Here is a 17256-nt window from a genome sequence, read left to right on the forward strand (position 1 = left end):
GACGATGAAGATGAAAAAGAAATCCCTGTACCAGATGACGCCGGCACGCATCGTGTTCGGCGTGCTGACCTGCGCGGCGCTGTGCGTCGACTCCTTCGACAACACCGCCCATGCCGCCACCGCCGTGGCCGCCGCGCCCGCGCCGATGCTCGTGCGCCAGGGCAACCGCCTGAGCGTGCCCGCCGGCTCGCCGCTGCGCGACCGGCTGCTGGTCGCCACGGTCAGCCAGGACGCCCTGCCGCACGAGGTGAGCCTGCCCGCCACGGTGGAGGCCAACCCGGCTGGCACCGTCAACATCCTCCCACCGCTGACCGGCAAGCTGCTCGAACTGAAGGTGCGCCTGGGCGACACGGTCAAGCGCGGCCAGGTGCTCGCCACGATGGCCTCGCCCGATCTCGCGCAGGCCGTGGCCGACGCGCAGAAGGCACGCGACGCACTCGACCTGGCGCAGCGCGCGCTGGTGCGGGCACGCGGCGTGAACGAGGCCGGTTCCAACGCCGCGAAAGACGTGGAGGCGTCCCAGAGCAGCGTCGCGCAGCAGACGGCCGAACTGCACCGCAGCGAAACGCGCCTGCGCAGCCTGGGCGCTGAAGGCAGCGGTGGGCAGGCGGGCCAGGTGCTGAAGATCGTCGCGCCCATGGCCGGCACGGTCACTGCGCTGAACGCAGCCGCGGGCGCCAACCTGAACGACGCCAATGCGGCGCTGATGACGGTGTCGAACCTCGACTCGGTGTGGGTCACGGTCAACGTGCCCGAGAACGTCGTGGGTGCGGTCACCCCGGGGCAGAACGCGGTCGTTACGCTGGCCGCTTACCCGGGCCGCAGCTTCAGCGGCAAGGTCGGCTTCGTGAGCGCGGTGCTCGACGCGGACACGCGCCGCGCCCGCGCGCGCATCGTGTTCGCCAACCCCGAGGGCATCTTCAAGCCCAACATGTACGCAACGGCCGTGCTGGGCGTGCCGCAGGGCGCACAGCCGCAGGTGCCGGCCTCTGCCCTGCTGATGAACAACGACAGCGTGAGCGTGTTCGTCGAGGCCGAGCCCTGGACCTTCGTGCGGCGCATGGTCGAGCTGGGCCGCGAAGATGGCGACAAGGTCCGCATCCGCAGCGGCCTGTCCGCGGGCGAGCGCGTGGTGGTGCGTGGCGGTGTGTTGCTGAATGATTAATCTCATCATCACCCAGTTCTTTCGCCGCAGGCACCTGGCCTGGGCGATGTCGGTGGCGCTGGTGCTGTTCGGCGCCTGGTCGTGGACGCAGATGACGGTCGAGGCCTACCCCGACCTCGGCGACGTGACCGTGCAGGTAACAACGCAGGTCAACGGCCTGGCCGCCGAGGAAATCGAGCAGCAGATCACCACGCCGCTGGAACGCGCGCTGAGCAACACGCCGGGGCTGGCCTCGATCCGCTCGAGCAGCACCTTCGGGCTGTCGCTCATCAACCTGAGCTTCAAGGACGGCACCGACGACTACTTCGCGCGCCAGCGCGTCACCGAGCGCATCGGGCAGGTCAGCTTGCCTTCCGGGGCGCAGCCAGGCCTGGGGCCCGTTGCAGGGCCGGCCGGTGAGATCTACCGCTACACGCTCGAATCGGACACGAAGAACCTGATGGAGCTGTCGGAGCTGCAGCGCTGGAAGGTGATTCCCGCACTCAAGCAGGTGGCGGGCGTGGTAGACATCAACAACTTCGGCGGTTTCACGCGCGAATTCCAGCTCGAACTCGACCCGGCACGCATGCAGAAATACGGGCTGGTGCTGAACGATGTGGTCACGGCCATCAACAACAACAGCGCCAACGCGGGCGGCGGGCGCATCGCGCGCGGCGACCAGAGCTATGTGGTGCGCGGCATCGGCCAGATCCACACGCTGGACGACCTGGGCACCGTGGTTGTGGCGCAGAACGGTGGCTCGCCGGTGCTAGTGCGCGACCTGGGGCGGCTGCAGTTCGGCCACCAGGAGCGCGGCGGCATCCTCGGCAAGGACACCAACCCCGACACCATCGAGGGCATCGTGCTGATGCTCAAGTACGAGAACCCGTCGCGCGTGCTCGAAGGCGTGCACAAGAAGATCGACGAACTGCAGGCCGAGCTCGCGTCCATGGGCGTGAAGATCGTGCCCTACATCGACCGCGACGACCTGGTGAAGCTCACCGTCGACAAGGTGACGCACACGGTGCTCGAAGGCATGGCGCTGGTGTGCTTCGTGCTCATTCTTTTCCTGGGCAGCCCGCGCAGTGCGGTGGTGGCTGCCGTGGCCATTCCGATGTCGCTGGTGACGGTGTTCATCGTGATGCACTTCACCCGCATGCCGGCCAACCTGTTCTCGCTGGGCGCGATCGACTTCGGCATCATCGTGGACGGTGCCATCGTGGTAATGGAAGCCATCTTGCGGCGGCGCGAGGAAGAACCCGAGGCCACGCTCACCGAGGGCAACATCCTCGAAACCGTGAGCCACGTGTCGGGGCCGATCTTCTTCGCCACGCTGATCATCATCACCGCGTACTTTCCGCTGTTCGCCTTCGAGCGGGCCGAAGGCAAGCTGTTCAAGCCGATGGCCTTCACAGTAGGTTACGCGCTGGTGGGCGCCCTGCTCTGCGCGCTCACACTCATTCCAAGCCTGGCCTACGTGGCGCTGCGCAAGCCGAGCAAGCCCTTCGTCAACAAGCCGCTGGAGTGGCTCACGCGCGCATACCGCCGCGTGCTGGCAAAGCTGCTCGACGTGCCCGCCATCGCCTACGGCCTGAGCGCGCTGGCGCTGGCAGCGGTGCTGGTGCTGGGCGCCACGGCCGGGCGCGAGTTCTTGCCCGACATCGACGAAGGCGCGCTGTGGCTGCAGGTGCAGCTGCCTTCTGGCCTGTCGCTCGACAAGGCCAGCGAGATGGCCACCGAACTGCGGCACGTGCTGCTCGAATACCCGGAGGTGTCGTACGTGGTGACGCAGCTGGGCCGCAACGACGACGGCACCGATCCGTGGACGCCTTCGCACATGGAAGTGCCCGTGGGCCTCAAGCCCTACAGCGAATGGCCGGCCGGAGTGAACAAGGCGGCCTTCGTGCGCACGCTGACCGAGCGCTTCGCACGCATGCCGGGCTTCGACGTGGGCATCAGCCAGCCGATCATCGACGGCGTGAACGATTCGGTGGGCGGCGCGCACAGTCCGCTGGTGCTGCGCATCTACGGCGACGACCTGAAGGAAAGCCGGCGCATCGGCAACCAGATCGTCGATCTGCTGGAAACGGTGCGCGGCACGGCCTCGGCCTCGCTGTTCCAGGAGCCGCCGATTCCGCAGGTGGTGATCGAGCTGAACCGCGAGGCGGCTGCGCGCTTCGGCGTCAACGCGAACGACGTTGCCAGCCTGATCCAGACCGGCATCGGCGGCGCGCCGGTGATCACGGTGTACGCGGAGAACCGCACCTACAACGTGGCAGTGAAGATGCCCAAGAGCGCCAAGGGCAACACCGAAGCCATCGGCGCGCTGCTGCTGAACAGCTCCAGCGGCGCGAAGGTGCCGCTGTCGCAGGTGGCCGACATCCGGCTGCAGACCGGCGAAAGCACGATCTCGCACGAGATGAACGAACGCCAGATCACCGTGCGCGTGGACAACCGCGACCGCGACCTGGCCTCGTACCTCGATGAAGCGCGGGCGCGCATCGCGAAGGAAGTGAAGTTCGACCCGACCAAGTTCAGGCTGCAATGGGCCGGCCAGTTCGAGAACCAGCAGCGCGCGCAGGCCCGCCTGGGCGTGTCGCTGGCCATCGTGGTCTGCATCATGGCGGTGCTGCTGTTCTTCCAGTTCGGCAAGATCCGGCAGGTGGCGCTCATCCTCGGTGTGGTGCCCATGGCCACGTTGGGCGGGCTGATCGCGGTGCACGTGGCGGGCGAAACGCTCAACGTGGCCACTGCCGTGGGCTTCATCGCGCTGTTCGGCGTGTCCATACAGAACGGGATCATCATGGTCGCGAACTTCCGGCGCGTGCGCGGCGAAGGGCTTGCCCTGCAGGCCTCGGTGCTCGAAGGCGCTGCCGAGCGGCTACGCCCGGTGCTGATGACGGCCACGGTGGCATCGGTCGGCATGCTGCCGGCAGCGCTGGCCACCGGCGTGGGCACCGACGTGCAGCGCGGGCTGGCGACGGTGGTGGTCGGCGGGCTGGTGGTGTCGACGCTGCTCACGCTGTTCATCCTGCCGACGCTGTATTTCGCGATGGAGCGCGTGTTCGAACGCAAGGGCTGGGGCACGCGCTCGCGCCGCGACCGTTAGGAAGGCTGGAGACACAACACATGAAGAAGACAACAAGCCTTGCGGCGCCCGTGGCGGCCGGCATCGTGCTGCTGCTGGGTGGCTGCGCGGTCGGGCCAGACTATGTGCGGCCACCGCTGAACCTGCCCGCGCAGTACACGGCCTCTCCGCCCAGCAGCACAGAGGCCGAAGGCGTGCCATTGGCACGCCTGTCGCCTGAGCTCGACGTGCCGGCGCAGTGGTGGCAGGCCTTTCGTTCCGAGCCGCTGAATGCGCTGGTAACGCAGAGCCTGGCGGGCAACCCGACCATCGAGGCCGCAGATGCCGCCCTGCGCACGGCGCAGGAGAACGAAGCCGCCGACCGCGCCGCGTTCTGGCCCAGCGTGGCGCTTGGCTACTCGCCCACGCGTCAGCGTGTTGCCAGCGCGGTCGCGAGCCCGGTGTCGTCGAATGCGAACCTCTACACGCTGCACACGGCGCAGGTAACGGTGTCGTACACGCCGGACGTGTTTGGTGCCACGCGCCGGCAGGTCGAGGGCTCGCAGGCGCAGACCGAGCTGCAGCGCTTCCAGAGTCTGGCCGCGAAGCTCACTCTGAGCAGCAACGTGGTGGCCGCAGCGATCACCGAGGCCTCGCTGCGCGCGCAGCAAAGCGCCACGCTGGAAATCGTCTCGGGACAGAGAGAAGTGCTTCAGGCCTATCGCAAGCAGCAGGCGCTGGGCCAGGTAGCGCTGGCCGATGTCGATGCGCAGGAAGCATCGCTGGCCGCCACCGAGGCCACGCTGCCGCCGCTCGACAAGCAGCTTGCGCAGCAGCGCAACCTGCTGGCCACGCTGGCAGGCCGCTACCCGAGCGAAGGTGTGGCGGCGCATTTCGATCTCGATGCGTTGCAACTGCCGGGGGAGTTGCCGCTGACATTGCCATCCAGCCTGGTCGAGCACCGTCCCGACGTGCGCGCGGCCGAGGCGCAGTTGCAGGCTGCCAGCGCCGCCATCGGCGTGGCAGTCGCCGCGCGGCTGCCGAACGTGATGCTGGGCGTGAACTCGTACGGTTCGTCGGCCTATACGCTGTCGGAGCTGTTCAAGTCGTCATCGCTGTTCTGGACCGTGGCCGCCAGCGTGACCCAGCCAATCTTCGACGGCGGCGCGCTGAAGCACCGCGAAGCCGCGGCACGGGCCTCGTTCGACCAGGCGGCCGCGCAGTACCGCGCGACGGTGCTCGCCGCCTTCCAGGACGTGGCCAACACGCTCGAAGCCATCGATGCCGACACTCGCACGCTGCAGGCGGCCCTGAAGGCCGAGCGCACGGCCTCGCAGAGCCTGGCGCGTACGCGGGCGCAGGTGAGGCTTGGCGATGCCAGCGCACTGTCGCTGCGCATTGCGCAGCAGGCCCAGCAGCAGGCTCTGCTCAACCTCGTGCAGGCCCGCGCGCTGCGGCTGACCGACGCGGCGGCCCTCTTCCAGGCGCTCGGCGGCGGCTGGTGGAATACTGCTGCTCCACCGGCGCAGTTAGCTGCCTCGTCTTCTTCCCATTCCCCCGCATCGCCATGAACATCATCCGCCACGAGATGGGCCCCCGCTTCAGCGAGATGGTGACCGTCGACCTGGGTGCCGCGCGCCTGCTCTATCTCTCCGGCCAGGTGGCCGAGAACCCGTCGCTCGACATCACCGGGCAGATGCGCGAGATCCTGCATCACATCGACGAGATGCTCGCCACGCAGGGCGCGACGAAGAAAGACCTGGTCAGCGTGACGATCTACCTGCGCACCGTGGGCGACTACGCCGCGATGAACTCGGTGTGGGACGAATGGGTGCCCGCCGGCCACACGCCGGCACGCGCCACGGTTGGGGCGAAGCTGATCGACTCCGAATACCGCGTCGAGATCCAGGCCACGGCGGCGGTCGGGCCAGTGCCATGAAAGGTGTGCGTCGCATGATCGCCTTATGGGCGTTGACGCTCGGCGGCTGCACCGCCTTCGATGCGCACTCGTTCGATCACTCGGCCGGCTGGCGGGCCGCGCAGGTCGTCAGCGTCGGCCGCGCGGGCGATCTGGCCAAGGCGGCCGACCATGATTGCGGCGTCGAGGACGACGCAGCGGCGCCCTACGCCATCGTGCGCTATCGCAACGGCGGCGTGCACACGCGCTCGATCGGCACAGGGCGCTGGCCCGCTGGCGCCTCGCTCAAGGTCGGCGATGAGGTGGAAGTGAACATCCTCGACTGCGCCGCGCCGCTGGCGCTTCTAGGTCAGAGGGGCAGCGTCTCGGGCACGCCGTCGCGCTGAAGCCAGCCTTCGAATTCGTCCGACAGCCGCTGCGCCTCGCGCGTAGCCCGGCCCCAGGCTGAGATGCGCGCCTGCGCGTCGTTGGCGAAGTGGATGAAGTCCTTGCGGTCGGGCAGCTTGCCGTTGGGCAGCGACCGCACCCATTCGGGGTCGGGCGCGAGCACCACCATGCGGTCGAGGAAGCCGCTGGCCTTGTGGCGCCAGCGCAGGCCCTTGTCGAGCCAGCCCGGCACCACCGCCTGCTGGAAATGCGGGTACAGCACGATGCCCTCGTCGGCCGGCTGGTAGTCGAGGTGCAGGTGGTAGTCGGTGATACCGCCGTCCCAGTAGGCGCCACGCGGTGCGCCCGGAATGTCGTGCACCGCCGCCAGCAGGAACGGGATGGAGCACGAGGCCTGCAGCACCATGTTGAAGTTGGCCTCGCTCAGCGCATGCTGGCGCGTGCGAAAGTCGCGCGTGCCGAAGGGCAAGGCCGCGCCGGGCGTGGAAAACACGCAGCGCTCCAGCCACGCGCCCAGGCTCTTGCGGTGCAGGCTGTTGGTGGCAAAGGCGCCCAGGTAGCCGACCGGCGTGCGCGCCCTGCCCTCGCGCCCGAGGATGTGGCGCCCGCGCGATGTCACCACATGCAGCCGATAGCGCGGATGGCTCAGCACCTCGCCGATGCGCCCGCCGTAGAAGGATTCGAGGCTTTCTGCAAAACGCTCGCTCAGTTGGCTCGGACTGAGCCGCTTCTGCCCCGGCGGCACTTCGAACTGCTGGTGCACGTAGTCGTGCTCGAAGCGCGCGAAGGCGGCATCGGGGTCGGCCAGGCAGGCCGTCGACAGCCGCCATGCGCCGATGGACGCGCCCACCAGATGCACCTGCTGGCTCGACTGCGTGAGCCAGCGACCGAAGATGAAGCGATCGAGCGCACCGAGGATCAGGCCTTTGGGCCCGCCGGCCGCGCCGGGGATGGTGCGCACGTCCTGCGGGCGCAGGCCGTGTTGTTCGATGTGCTTGCGGGCCGCGGGGCCGGCGTAGATGCGCAGGGCTTTCATCATGCCGGACGCGTCAGCAAGAAACGTGCATCGCCGCTTGCTACTTGCGCAACCCCTGCAGCTTGGCAAACGCACTCGCCATCTGCCCCGCCGGCTGCGGCGAGTTGTCGCGCCGGCCTTGTTGCTGCTGGCCACGCCCCGCTCCTTCGAAGCGGTTGTCGCGCGGACCGTCGCGGCGCGCGGGCGCCGCATCGAGCTTCATCGACAGGCCGATGCGCTTGCGTGCCACGTCCACTTCCATCACCTTGACCTTGACGATGTCGCCGGTCTTGACGACTTCTCGCGCGTCGTTGACGAACTTGTGGCTCAGCTGGCTCACGTGGACCAGGCCGTCCTGGTGCACGCCGAGGTCGACGAAGGCGCCGAACTGGGCCACGTTGCTCACGGTGCCCTCGAGGATCATGCCCTCGACCAGGTCCTTGATGTCGTCCACGCCGTCGTTGAAGCGCGCCACCTTGAAGTCGGGGCGCGGGTCGCGGCCAGGTTTTTCGAGTTCGCCCAGGATGTCCTTGACCGTGATGACGCCGAACTTCTCGTTGGCGAACAGCTCGGGCTTCAGCGTCTTGAGCATGTCGGCGCGCCCCATCAGCTCGGCGATGGGCTTGCCGGTCTTCACGATGATCTGCTCGACCAGCGGATAGGTTTCGGGGTGCACGCCGGTGATGTCCAGCGGGTCGGCGCCGTCGCGGATGCGCAGGAAGCCCGCGCTCTGCTCAAAGGCCTTGGGGCCGAAGCCAGTCACGTCAAGCAGCTGCTTGCGGGTGGAAAACGCGCCGTTGGCTTCGCGCCAGCGCACCACCGCCTTGGCCACGCTGGCGGACAGGCCCGAGACGCGGCTGAGCAGCGGAACGCTCGCGGTATTCAGATCGACGCCCACCGAGTTCACGCAGTCTTCGACCACGGCCTGCAGGGTGCGCGCCAGTTCGCTCTGGTTCACGTCGTGCTGGTACTGGCCCACGCCGATGCTCTTGGGGTCGATCTTCACGAGTTCGGCCAACGGGTCTTGCAGGCGGCGCGCGATGGAGGCAGCGCCGCGCAGGCTCACGTCCACGTCGGGCATTTCCTGCGAGGCGAATTCGCTGGCCGAGTACACGGAGGCGCCGGCTTCGCTGACGACGACCTTGTCGACCTTCACTTCGGGCGCGCCGGCTTGGGCGGCCATCTTGGCCAGCAGCTTGATGAGGTCGGCGGCCAGCTTGTCGGTTTCGCGGCTGGCGGTGCCGTTGCCGATGGCGATGAGGTTCACGCCGTGCTTGGCGCACAGCTTGCCCAGCGTGTGCAGCGAGCCCTCCCAGTCCTTGCGCGGCTCGTGGGGGAACACGGTGGCGGTTTCGACCAGCTTGCCGGTGGAGTCGACCACGGCCACCTTCACGCCGGTGCGGATGCCCGGGTCCAGGCCCATCACGACGCGCGGGCCGGCGGGCGCCGCCAGCAGCAGGTCGCGCAGATTGTCAGCAAACACCTTGATGGCGACCTTCTCGGCATCTTCGCGCAGGCGGGTGAACAGGTCGCGCTCGGTCGATAGCGCCAGCTTGACGCGCCAGGTCCAGGCCACGCACTTGCGGATCAGGTCGTCCGACGGGCGAGCCGCATGGCTCCAGCCCAGGTGCAGCGCGATGCGGCCTTCGGCGATGCTGGGCTTGCCCGGTTCGGGCTCCACGGGCAGCACCAGCTTGGCGTCGAGGATGTCGAGCGCGCGGCCGCGGAACACGGCCAGCGCACGGTGCGAGGGCACGCGGCCGATGGGTTCGTCGTACTCGAAGTAGTCGCGGAACTTGGAAACGTCGGCGTTGTTCTCGTCCTTGCCGGCCATCAGGCTGGACTTGAGCAGGCCCTCAGCCCAGAGCCATTCGCGCAGGCCCTGCACCAAGGCGGCGTCTTCGGCCCAGCGCTCGGAAAGAATGTCGCGCACACCATCGAGCACGAGCGGCACGGTGGAGAAATCGGGGCCCGGCTTGCCGTCGTCCAGCGTGGTGGCGGGCTGCAGGAAGGCCTTGGCTTCAACGGCCGGGTCCAGCGTGGGGTCGGCCAGCAGCTTGTCGGCCAGCGGTTCGATGCCGAATTCGCGGGCAATCTGGCCCTTGGTGCGGCGCTTTTGCTTGAACGGCAGGTACAAGTCTTCGAGTTCCTGCTTGGTCGGCGCGAATTCGATTGCGGCGCGCAGCTCGGGGGTCAGTTTGCCTTGCTCGTCGATGGCCTTGAGCACCGCCACGCGGCGGTCTTCGAGTTCGCGCAGGTAGGAAAGACGCGCTTCCAGTTCACGCAGCTGGGTGTCGTCGAGGCCGTCGGTGGCTTCCTTGCGGTAGCGGGCGATGAATGGAACCGTGGCGCCTCCGTCGAGCAGTTCGACGGCGGCCTTCACCTGGTTCTCGCCGACCTTGATTTCGGCGGCGAGCTGGCGAATGATTTTCTGCATGTCTTGAGCGCGTCCCTGGCAAAGCGCGGGAGTTTGCCATAGGCGCGGACGGCGTCCGTCCGGGCGGCCCGGCGGGCGTGTTACAGCATGCTTTCCGCTTCGGCCCGGGTGCCGGTCGGCGCCTGCGCTTGGCTCGGAACCACCAGTAGCACGCTCAGCCCGCGCGGCGCGGCATTTTCGATTGTCAGCTCGCCGCCTATGGCGTCGGCCCGGGAGCGCATGCTGCGCAGGCCCTTGCCCGTATCGGAGGAAGACACGCTTCGCGAACCCAGTCCGCGGCCGTCGTCGCGCACCTCCAGCATCAGCAATCCCCGGTCGCGAAGGCCGAAGCGCAGTTCGACACGGGTCGCCTGCGCATGCCGCAGCGCATTGGACATGGCTTCCTGCGCCACCCGGCAGATCTGCATCGCGGTTTCCGGCGGCACCCAGCGGGTGTTGGCCTCGCTGGCGATGTGCCATTCGAGCGCGATGCCGAGCCGGTCGAACGCGGGCTGCAGCCGGTAGCGCACGTGGGCCAGTCGCTCGACGACGCTGGCGGACGTCTGGTCGTCAAGGTCGTCCACCGTCATCTGGAGTTCGAGCAGGCAGTCCTGCAGGGCCATCGACAGGCTACCGGGCCCGGCAGACCGGGGGTCCTGGCTGGCCAGCAGCGCCACCAGCCGGGAGCCCACGCCGTCGTGCAGGTCGTTGGCAATGCGCCGTCGCTCGGCGACCACCGCCTGCGACGGCCGATGGTCTGCGGCGCGGCGCCGGAAGACCAGAAAACAGACGCTGGCGAGGAGCGCGGCAAGCACCGCCACGTTCAGCGCTTGCAGCGCCCAGAAGGCGAACGGCATGTCATCCGCCGTCACGCCGATGGCCGAAGTGGCCCGGATGACCTGCGCGGTCACGGGCGTCAGGTGCAGCGCCCCCACCAGGCCGGCCCACATCAGGAGCCGCCGGCGCGAGACGCGCGAGCGCAGCCACGTCAACAGCACGCACCACGAGCCGATCGACAGCCACACGAACTGGTCTTCCAGGAAGTGCGGTAAAGAAAAGACCTGCGGCGCCAGCATGGCATGGGCTACAGCAGCCCCCGGTGGGAGGCAAAGCTCACGGCCTGCGCGCGGGTGTGGGCGTGCAGCTTGCGGTAGATGTTCTTGACGTGCGCGTTAACCGTCTGAGCGCTGATGGTGAGCTGCAGCGCGATTTCCTCGGTAACGTAGCCCGTTGCTACAAGTCGTAACACTTCGCGCTCCCGCGCGGATAACGTCGCCTTTGTGTCCGGCGGACGCACCGGATTGACGTTGGAGCGCTTGTGATCGAGGTGCACGAGCAGCCGGCGCGCCAGCCGCGGGGTGATGGCGGCCCCACCGTTCACCACCTGCAGCACGGCCTGGGCATAGCTCTGGAACCACGCGTTCTTGACCAGGTAGCCGGAAGCGCCGAGTTCGAAGGCATGCAGCACCTGGGGTTCGTCCTCGAGCGCCGAGATGACGATGATTTCCGCCGCGCTGCGATGCCGCTTGGCCTCTTCGATGAGCTCGAATCCGCTGCCGTCGCCCAGACGGATGTCGACCATGAGCACGTCGAACTCATGCTGCAGCAGCAATCGTCGGCCTTCGCGCAGCGTGCCGGCTTGCCCTTCGAGTTGAATGCGCAGGTCGCCCAGCAATTCCTGGGCGATGACGCGACGCACGAAGGGGTCGTCGTCCACCAGCAGGACGCGCACGGGTTTGGTCTGTTGCCCGGTTAGGAAATCAGGCCACGGGAGAGTGTCGGCGGACGGCGAGAGAAGCCCGCCGAACTGGCCGGGATTGGCGTATTGCCTACCCCCGCTGCCCACATCTGTCAATGAAATGTCGAGATCGCTTTCCATTCCAGCCCCTTTGTGACAAATAGCACATCTTGTTCGTGACCAAAAGTTAATTCATTTCTACTCAGATTTTGAGTTTCAGTTTTTTTGATTACTTTGGTTGCATTTTGTTTCGACTAGTCAACAATGTCCATCGAAAGTTGTAGTTTTTCCCTCGGCCGCCGCATCGAGGGGTCCCTCCCCGCGGCCCCCCGAAATGGTGCAAAACACACCTTTCGCCATAGCCTTGCTCTACCCAGCACTGGGCATTTTTCCCCGGTTCCTCGACGCAGAAACTGCACCTCGGTCGTGACGGAAGCATTTCAAGCAGTGCCGCTGACCGTTAGCTGATGGCCGGATTGATCCGGCAATCGGGTTCGTTTCAACAACTTTCGAGGAAGCATCATGAAGAAGACACTCATCGCGATCGCAGTGGTTCTGGTTGGAAGCGTTGCCTCGGCAACCAGCACCACGGCCCTCGCCGCCACCAGTACGACGACCGGCTCTTCCAGTTCCGCCGGATCTGTGGCCGCCAGCTCGGGCACGGGCAGTGCCCTGAGCTACAACGCAGCCAACTCCAGCTCGTCGGCCAACGCCAACGCTGCAGGCGGCGCGGTCAGCTTTCCGGGTCTGCGCATCGGTGGCGCAACGGCAGGTGGCTCGGCGACCACGCAAGGCCGCGTGACCAGCGTGGCTGCAACGACAGGCAATGGCGCCGCAGCGGGCGCTGCCAATGCCTCGGCCAATGCAGGCGCGACCGCCAATGCCAACTACAGCGCGGGCGGCCCCAACTCCGTGAGCGGCAGCGCAGGCGGAACCGCTGGCTCCACGACCAACAACACGGCCGCAACGGCCGCGGGTCCTGGCGGTGGCCTGGCTGTGGTAACGCGCACCTCCGGCACGACGTCGAGTTTCAATGCCTCGTCGGGCGCCATCAACGGCTTCGTCAACGGCACGACCACCTCGGCAACGGCTGGCTCGACCGGCGGCTCCTTCGGCGTGACCAACCTCAGCTTCGGCAATGCCGCCGGCTTCAGCAACGGTGGCGGCACCGGCGGCCTGGCTGGCTCCGGCGCAACTGCATCGGCTCCCTGAGCCCTTCTCGCACAGGTTGTTGCACTCAGAAATGGGGAGGGGCTAGCCCCTCCCCGGCTTCCAAAGGAGTTGAGAACATGAAAAAACTTATTGTCCTGACCTTGCTGGGCTTGTCCGCGGGCGCCATGGCGCAGACCACGGCGGGCGGTGCCAACAACCAGTCATCGAGTTCAGCCACCACCTCGGCCCAGGGCAACACCCAGGCCGTGAACTTCAACACCAACACCCCCGCGGACACCCGGGCGACGCTGAACCAGAACGTCAACAACACGGGCGCCACGACGAGCACCGTCGACTACCGGGGCAGCTACACGATCAAGAACGTGCCATCGGTCAACGGCCCCAACCTGACGACGAGCAACGACACCTGCATGGGCAGCACGAGCGCCAGCGCGAACGGACCGGGCGTCGGACTCAGCTTCGGCACCACCTGGACGGACGAGCACTGCAAGCGCCTGAAGATGAGCCGCGAGCTCTGGAACAAGGGCATGAAGGCAGCCTCGCTCGCCATGGACTGCATGGACCCGGCGGCCCTGGCGGCGCTGGAGATGACGGGCACGAAATGCCCGCAGTCGATGACTGCGGACGAACGCGTGACCGCCTACGGGCCGCAGGCGTCGGCAATCGGTGCACCTGCGGCACCGCCGCGCCCGGTGGCTGCGGCTGCGCCAGCGGCCCCCGTCGCAGTGGTACCGGCGGCGGCGCCGCCAGCACCCGTCGCCGAGGTCGCACCCGCCGCGCAGCCGGTGGCCACGGCCCAGGACGAGCCTCCGGCAGCGGTGTCGATGCCCGTTGCCAGCGCCACGGTGACGGCAATGGACCCGGGCGAAGCGGCGGCCATTCGCGCGGCACGGCCGGCCGGCGACGTTGCGTCCGCATCGATGGCAGTCCGGCAATGACCGCGTGGAGCCTGACATGACCAGGACCGTAATCCTCTGGCTGGCGGCCTGCTGCACGGCGACAGTCGCGGCTGCGGCGGCCGCGCCCTCGCCTCCGGTGCTGCGCATCGAGCGGATGAACATGGGCAGCGGCTTGCAGAACGCACGGGGCACCGAAAACGCCGAACCGGTCGGCACCCTGGGCGTGTGGCACGTGCCGCAGTACCTGCCGGGCTTTCCGACGGCCGCGACGATCTGGCCGCGCGTGATCATCCTGCAGTGCGCCAGCGACCTGTGCTCCGGCTACGAGATCACTCCGGAGATGGGACGCGGCGAATACCTCTTCTTCGTGCCGGAGAAGAAGTAAACAGGCGGCGTTGGCCCGCGCGCCGGACGGCCGCGGGCCCGCGTTGCCTTACCCTTCGCGGATGACATTCCTCGCGCGCGTCCTGCGCGTCTTGCGTGCCCTGCTCCGCGCCGTTGGCACCGCGCTCATCGTTCCCCTGCTGCTCTTCGAGGAGTGGGGCTGGGAGCCACTGGCCGCGCTGGCGGCGCGGCTGTCCCGCCTTCCCTTCTGGGCCGCGCTCGAAGAACGGCTGCGCCGGCTGCCGCCCTGGGGCGCAGTGCTGGCCTTCTTCGTGCCCGTGTTGCTGCTGCTTCCGGTGAAGGTGCTGGCTCTCTTTCTCTTCAGCCGCGGCCATGCAGCCACGGGCCTCACCGTGCTCGTGCTGGCCAAGCTGGCGGGCACGGCCATCGTCGCGCGGATCTTCCAACTGGTCGAAGGGCCGCTGATGCGCATTCCATGGTTCGCCCGCTGGTATCCGCGATGGAAGGCCTGGAAGGACCACGTGCTTACCATCGTTCGCCAGAGCCGTCCGTGGCGCGTGGTGCGGGCGCTGAACCGGCGCATTTCGCGGGGCTGGCGGCGGTTCAGGGAAGGTTGATTTTGCTCATTTTTACCCGGGTATATTGTTATTTTAATTTAACCCGGGTAATATTTGATGCATGAACCTCTCTGAAGAAACCCGGCGCGCCCTCACCCGCCATTACAAGGAAACCCCGCGCCCGGCCGGCGTCTTCGTCATCAGAAACACGCTGAGCGGTCGCGTCTACGTGGCGGGCAGCCTCGACGTCGAAGGCGCGATGAACCGCGCGCGCTTCGAGCTGAACATGCCCGCTCATCGGAACAAGGCGCTCCAGCAGGACTGGAACGCCCACGGCGCCGGCCATTTCACCTTCGAAGTGATCGACCGGATCAAGGAGCGCGAAGACCCCGATTTCGATCGCAAGGCCGAACTCGACAAGCTCCTGCCGCTCTGGCAAGAAGAGCTTCAATGCTTCGGCCCGAACGGCTACAACACACCATGAGCGCCCACGCAACGTACGGCGGCGAGATGCCGCACGCCGGAGCGCATCAGCGAGTAGATTACGCACCTCGTTTCGCTTGGCACCCCCAGGAACAAAACACCCGAATGTCATCTGACACCCCACCCACCACCCTGACCGTGTTCTTCGGCTTCCAGCGCATCGCACAGGGCAGCAAGGCCGAAGTGCTCGACCAGCTGCGCCGCCGCGACGACCCCGGGCCGTACCTTGTTTTCGACGACCAGACCGGCACGCAACTCGACCTCGATCTGCGCGAGTTGCTGCCAGAATTGCGCGATCACGAAGCAGAGCACCGCGACGACGCCCCGCGCGGCGTCGGCCGGCCCAAGCTCGGCGTGGTCGCACGCGAAGTCACGCTGCTGCCGCGCCACTGGGACTGGCTCGGACGCCAGCCCGGCGGCGCCTCGGTCGCGCTGCGCAAGCTGGTCGACGACGCCCGCCGCGTGAACGCCGAGCGCGACACCGTGCGCGCCGCGCACGAGGCCACCTACCGCTTCATGACCGCCATCGCGGGCAACCTGCCCGGCTTCGAGGAAGCCACCCGCGCACTGTTCGCCGGCGAGGAGCAACGCTTCGGCAACCTGATCGAGCCCTGGCCCGCCGACGTGCGCGCCCATTTGCAGAAACTGTCGGCCGCAGGCTGGCCTCCCCAATGAGAACAACACCCGAGACAACCGGCGCCGGCAGCGGCGCCGACCCCAGCGGCCTGCAAGGCGTGCCAGTGGCGCCAGTCAACGCACCGCGTCCGCTTTGGAAGGTCTTTCTTTTCTTCCTGGCGCCGATGTTGCTCAGCAACATCCTTCAATCGCTCTCCGGCACGCTCAACAACGTGTATGTGGGGCAGATGCTCGGCGTGGGCGCACTGGCCGCCGTGTCGAGCTTCTTTCCCGTGATGTTCTTCTTCATCGCCTTCATCATCGGCCTGGGCGCCGGCGCTTCGGTGCTGATCGGGCAGGCATGGGGCGCGCGCGATGTTGCCAAGGCCAAGGCCGTGGCCGGCACCACGCTCACCGTCGGCGTGCTGATGGGCCTGGTGATCGCGGTGTTCGGCGGCGCGTTCACCACGCCGATGCTGGCCGCGCTGGGTACGCCGCCCGACGTGCTGGCCGACTCCACGCGCTACGCCCGCATCATGCTGATCGCGATGCCTGGCGTGTTCGTGTTCCTGCTGGCCACCGCAATGCTGCGCGGCGTGGGCGACACCGTCACACCGCTGCTCACGCTGGTGATCTCAACGCTCATCGGGCTGGTGGTCACGCCCGCGCTCATTCGCGGCTGGGGCGGCCTGCCGCAACTCGGCGTGGCGAGCGGCGCATGGGCGTCGGTGCTGTCTTTCATCGTGGCGACCACCTGGCTCGGCTTTCGGCTGCGCCAGAAAAAGAGTCCGCTCGCGCCTGACGCGGCGTTCATGCGCAACCTGCGCATCCAGCCGCAATTGCTGAAGGCCGTGCTGCGCATCGGCGTGCCCACGGGCGTGCAGATGATCGTCGTGGCGCTGGCCGAAGTGGTGCTGCTCTCGATGGTCAACGGCTACGGCTCGAAAGCCACGGCGGCCTACGGCGCGGTGAACCAGGTGGTGGCGTACGTGCAGTTCCCTGCAATCTCCATTGCCATCACCGCGTCGATCCTCGGCGCGCAGGCCATCGGTGCGGGTCGCGCCAACCGGCTCGGCGCAATCGCGAAGACGGCGCTGCTGATGAACCTGGTGCTGACCGGCGGGCTGGTGCTGCTGGGCTACCTGTTCTCGCGGCCGCTGATGGGCTTTTTCATCACCAGCGCGCCAGTCATCGAGATTGCCCAGACGCTGCTGCACATCATGCTGTGGAGCCTGGTGATCTTCGGCATGGCCGCTGCGCTGTCGGGGATCATGCGGGCCAGCGGCTCGGTGCTGGTGCCCACGCTGATTTCCATCGTCTGCATCCTCGGCGTGGAAGTGCCGGTGGCCTGGGTCATGAGCCACCGCATCGGGCTCGACGGGATCTGGATCGCCTACCCCGTGACCTTCGGCGCGATGCTGCTGCTGCAGACCGCGTACTACCAGCTGGTGTGGCGCAAGAAGGCAATCCACCGGCTGGTGTAGCCGCCACACCTTGGC

Annotated in this window: 16 protein-coding genes; 12 read left to right on the plus strand and 4 right to left on the minus strand. The window is 67.4% G+C overall.

Annotated elements, in window-relative coordinates; genetic code table 11:
• The first annotated feature begins 10 nt into the window (after positions 1–10).
• From ACSFCA_RS00185 to ACSFCA_RS00205, 5 genes are read left to right on the plus strand one after another with little or no spacing between them, the layout of a single operon-like run.
• Positions 11–1165 (plus strand): efflux RND transporter periplasmic adaptor subunit, encoded by a 1155-nt coding sequence (locus ACSFCA_RS00185; protein ID WP_435458235.1) that lies wholly within the window; start codon positions 11–13, stop codon positions 1163–1165.
• Positions 1158–4253, plus strand: a complete 3096-nt coding sequence (locus ACSFCA_RS00190) for an efflux RND transporter permease subunit (protein ID WP_435458236.1) — start codon at positions 1158–1160, stop codon at positions 4251–4253. Before ACSFCA_RS00185 ends, ACSFCA_RS00190 begins: the two co-directional genes overlap by 8 nt.
• Before the next feature lie 20 nt (positions 4254–4273).
• Entirely contained in the window at positions 4274–5782 is a 1509-nt protein-coding gene (locus ACSFCA_RS00195; protein ID WP_435458237.1) for an efflux transporter outer membrane subunit, read from the plus strand.
• The gene (locus ACSFCA_RS00200) at positions 5779–6150 is read left to right on the plus strand and encodes a RidA family protein (protein ID WP_258354656.1); all 372 of its coding nucleotides are present in this window, start codon (positions 5779–5781) and stop codon (positions 6148–6150) included. The genes ACSFCA_RS00195 and ACSFCA_RS00200 overlap by 4 nt, the downstream gene beginning before the upstream one ends.
• Positions 6151–6164: 14 nt before the next feature.
• Positions 6165–6515: a hypothetical protein gene (locus ACSFCA_RS00205; RefSeq protein ID WP_435458238.1), complete on the plus strand. Its 351-nt coding sequence runs from the start codon at positions 6165–6167 to the stop codon at positions 6513–6515.
• On the opposite strand, the gene ACSFCA_RS00210 is transcribed toward ACSFCA_RS00205, so the two are convergent.
• The 4 genes from ACSFCA_RS00210 to ACSFCA_RS00225 form a co-directional block, all read right to left on the minus strand.
• Positions 6479–7552, minus strand: a complete 1074-nt coding sequence (locus ACSFCA_RS00210) for a patatin-like phospholipase domain-containing protein (protein ID WP_435458649.1) — start codon at positions 7550–7552, stop codon at positions 6479–6481. The genes ACSFCA_RS00205 and ACSFCA_RS00210 overlap by 37 nt on opposite strands.
• 40 nt (positions 7553–7592) lie before the next feature.
• The gene (locus tag ACSFCA_RS00215; RefSeq protein WP_435458239.1) at positions 7593–9968 is read right to left on the minus strand and encodes a Tex family protein; all 2376 of its coding nucleotides are present in this window, start codon (positions 9966–9968) and stop codon (positions 7593–7595) included.
• Positions 9969–10048: 80 nt separating this feature from the next.
• Complete coding sequence (locus ACSFCA_RS00220) at positions 10049–11023, minus strand: sensor histidine kinase (protein ID WP_435458240.1); 975 nt, start codon at positions 11021–11023, stop codon at positions 10049–10051.
• Between the two features lie 8 nt (positions 11024–11031).
• A complete protein-coding gene (locus tag ACSFCA_RS00225) occupies positions 11032–11826 on the minus strand; it encodes a LuxR C-terminal-related transcriptional regulator (protein ID WP_258354652.1) in 795 nt (264 codons plus the stop codon).
• 381 nt (positions 11827–12207) lie between these two features.
• Between ACSFCA_RS00225 and ACSFCA_RS00230 the strand changes: the two genes are divergently transcribed.
• The 7 genes from ACSFCA_RS00230 to ACSFCA_RS00260 all read left to right on the plus strand — a co-directional run bounded on the left by ACSFCA_RS00230 (position 12208) and on the right by ACSFCA_RS00260 (position 17241).
• Entirely contained in the window at positions 12208–12897 is a 690-nt protein-coding gene (locus ACSFCA_RS00230) for a hypothetical protein (protein ID WP_258354651.1), read from the plus strand.
• A 77-nt stretch (positions 12898–12974) separates the two neighbouring features.
• Positions 12975–13796 (plus strand): hypothetical protein, encoded by an 822-nt coding sequence (locus ACSFCA_RS00235; RefSeq protein WP_258354650.1) that lies wholly within the window; start codon positions 12975–12977, stop codon positions 13794–13796.
• Between the two features lie 16 nt (positions 13797–13812).
• Positions 13813–14142, plus strand: a complete 330-nt coding sequence (locus ACSFCA_RS00240) for a hypothetical protein (RefSeq protein WP_093056822.1) — start codon at positions 13813–13815, stop codon at positions 14140–14142.
• A gap of 61 nt (positions 14143–14203) precedes the next feature.
• Positions 14204–14719, plus strand: a complete 516-nt coding sequence (locus ACSFCA_RS00245; RefSeq protein ID WP_258354649.1) for a hypothetical protein — start codon at positions 14204–14206, stop codon at positions 14717–14719.
• A gap of 61 nt (positions 14720–14780) precedes the next feature.
• Positions 14781–15143 (plus strand): GIY-YIG nuclease family protein, encoded by a 363-nt coding sequence (locus ACSFCA_RS00250; RefSeq protein WP_258354648.1) that lies wholly within the window; start codon positions 14781–14783, stop codon positions 15141–15143.
• Between the two features lie 104 nt (positions 15144–15247).
• Complete coding sequence (locus tag ACSFCA_RS00255; protein ID WP_093056825.1) at positions 15248–15817, plus strand: DUF2239 family protein; 570 nt, start codon at positions 15248–15250, stop codon at positions 15815–15817.
• Positions 15814–17241 (plus strand): MATE family efflux transporter, encoded by a 1428-nt coding sequence (locus tag ACSFCA_RS00260; RefSeq protein ID WP_258354646.1) that lies wholly within the window; start codon positions 15814–15816, stop codon positions 17239–17241. The genes ACSFCA_RS00255 and ACSFCA_RS00260 overlap by 4 nt, the downstream gene beginning before the upstream one ends.
• Positions 17242–17256: the final 15 nt, after the last annotated feature.

Origin of the sequence: Variovorax multivorans (assembly GCF_051216835.1) — a bacterium.
In the GTDB taxonomy this organism is placed as follows: domain Bacteria; phylum Pseudomonadota; class Gammaproteobacteria; order Burkholderiales; family Burkholderiaceae_C; genus Variovorax.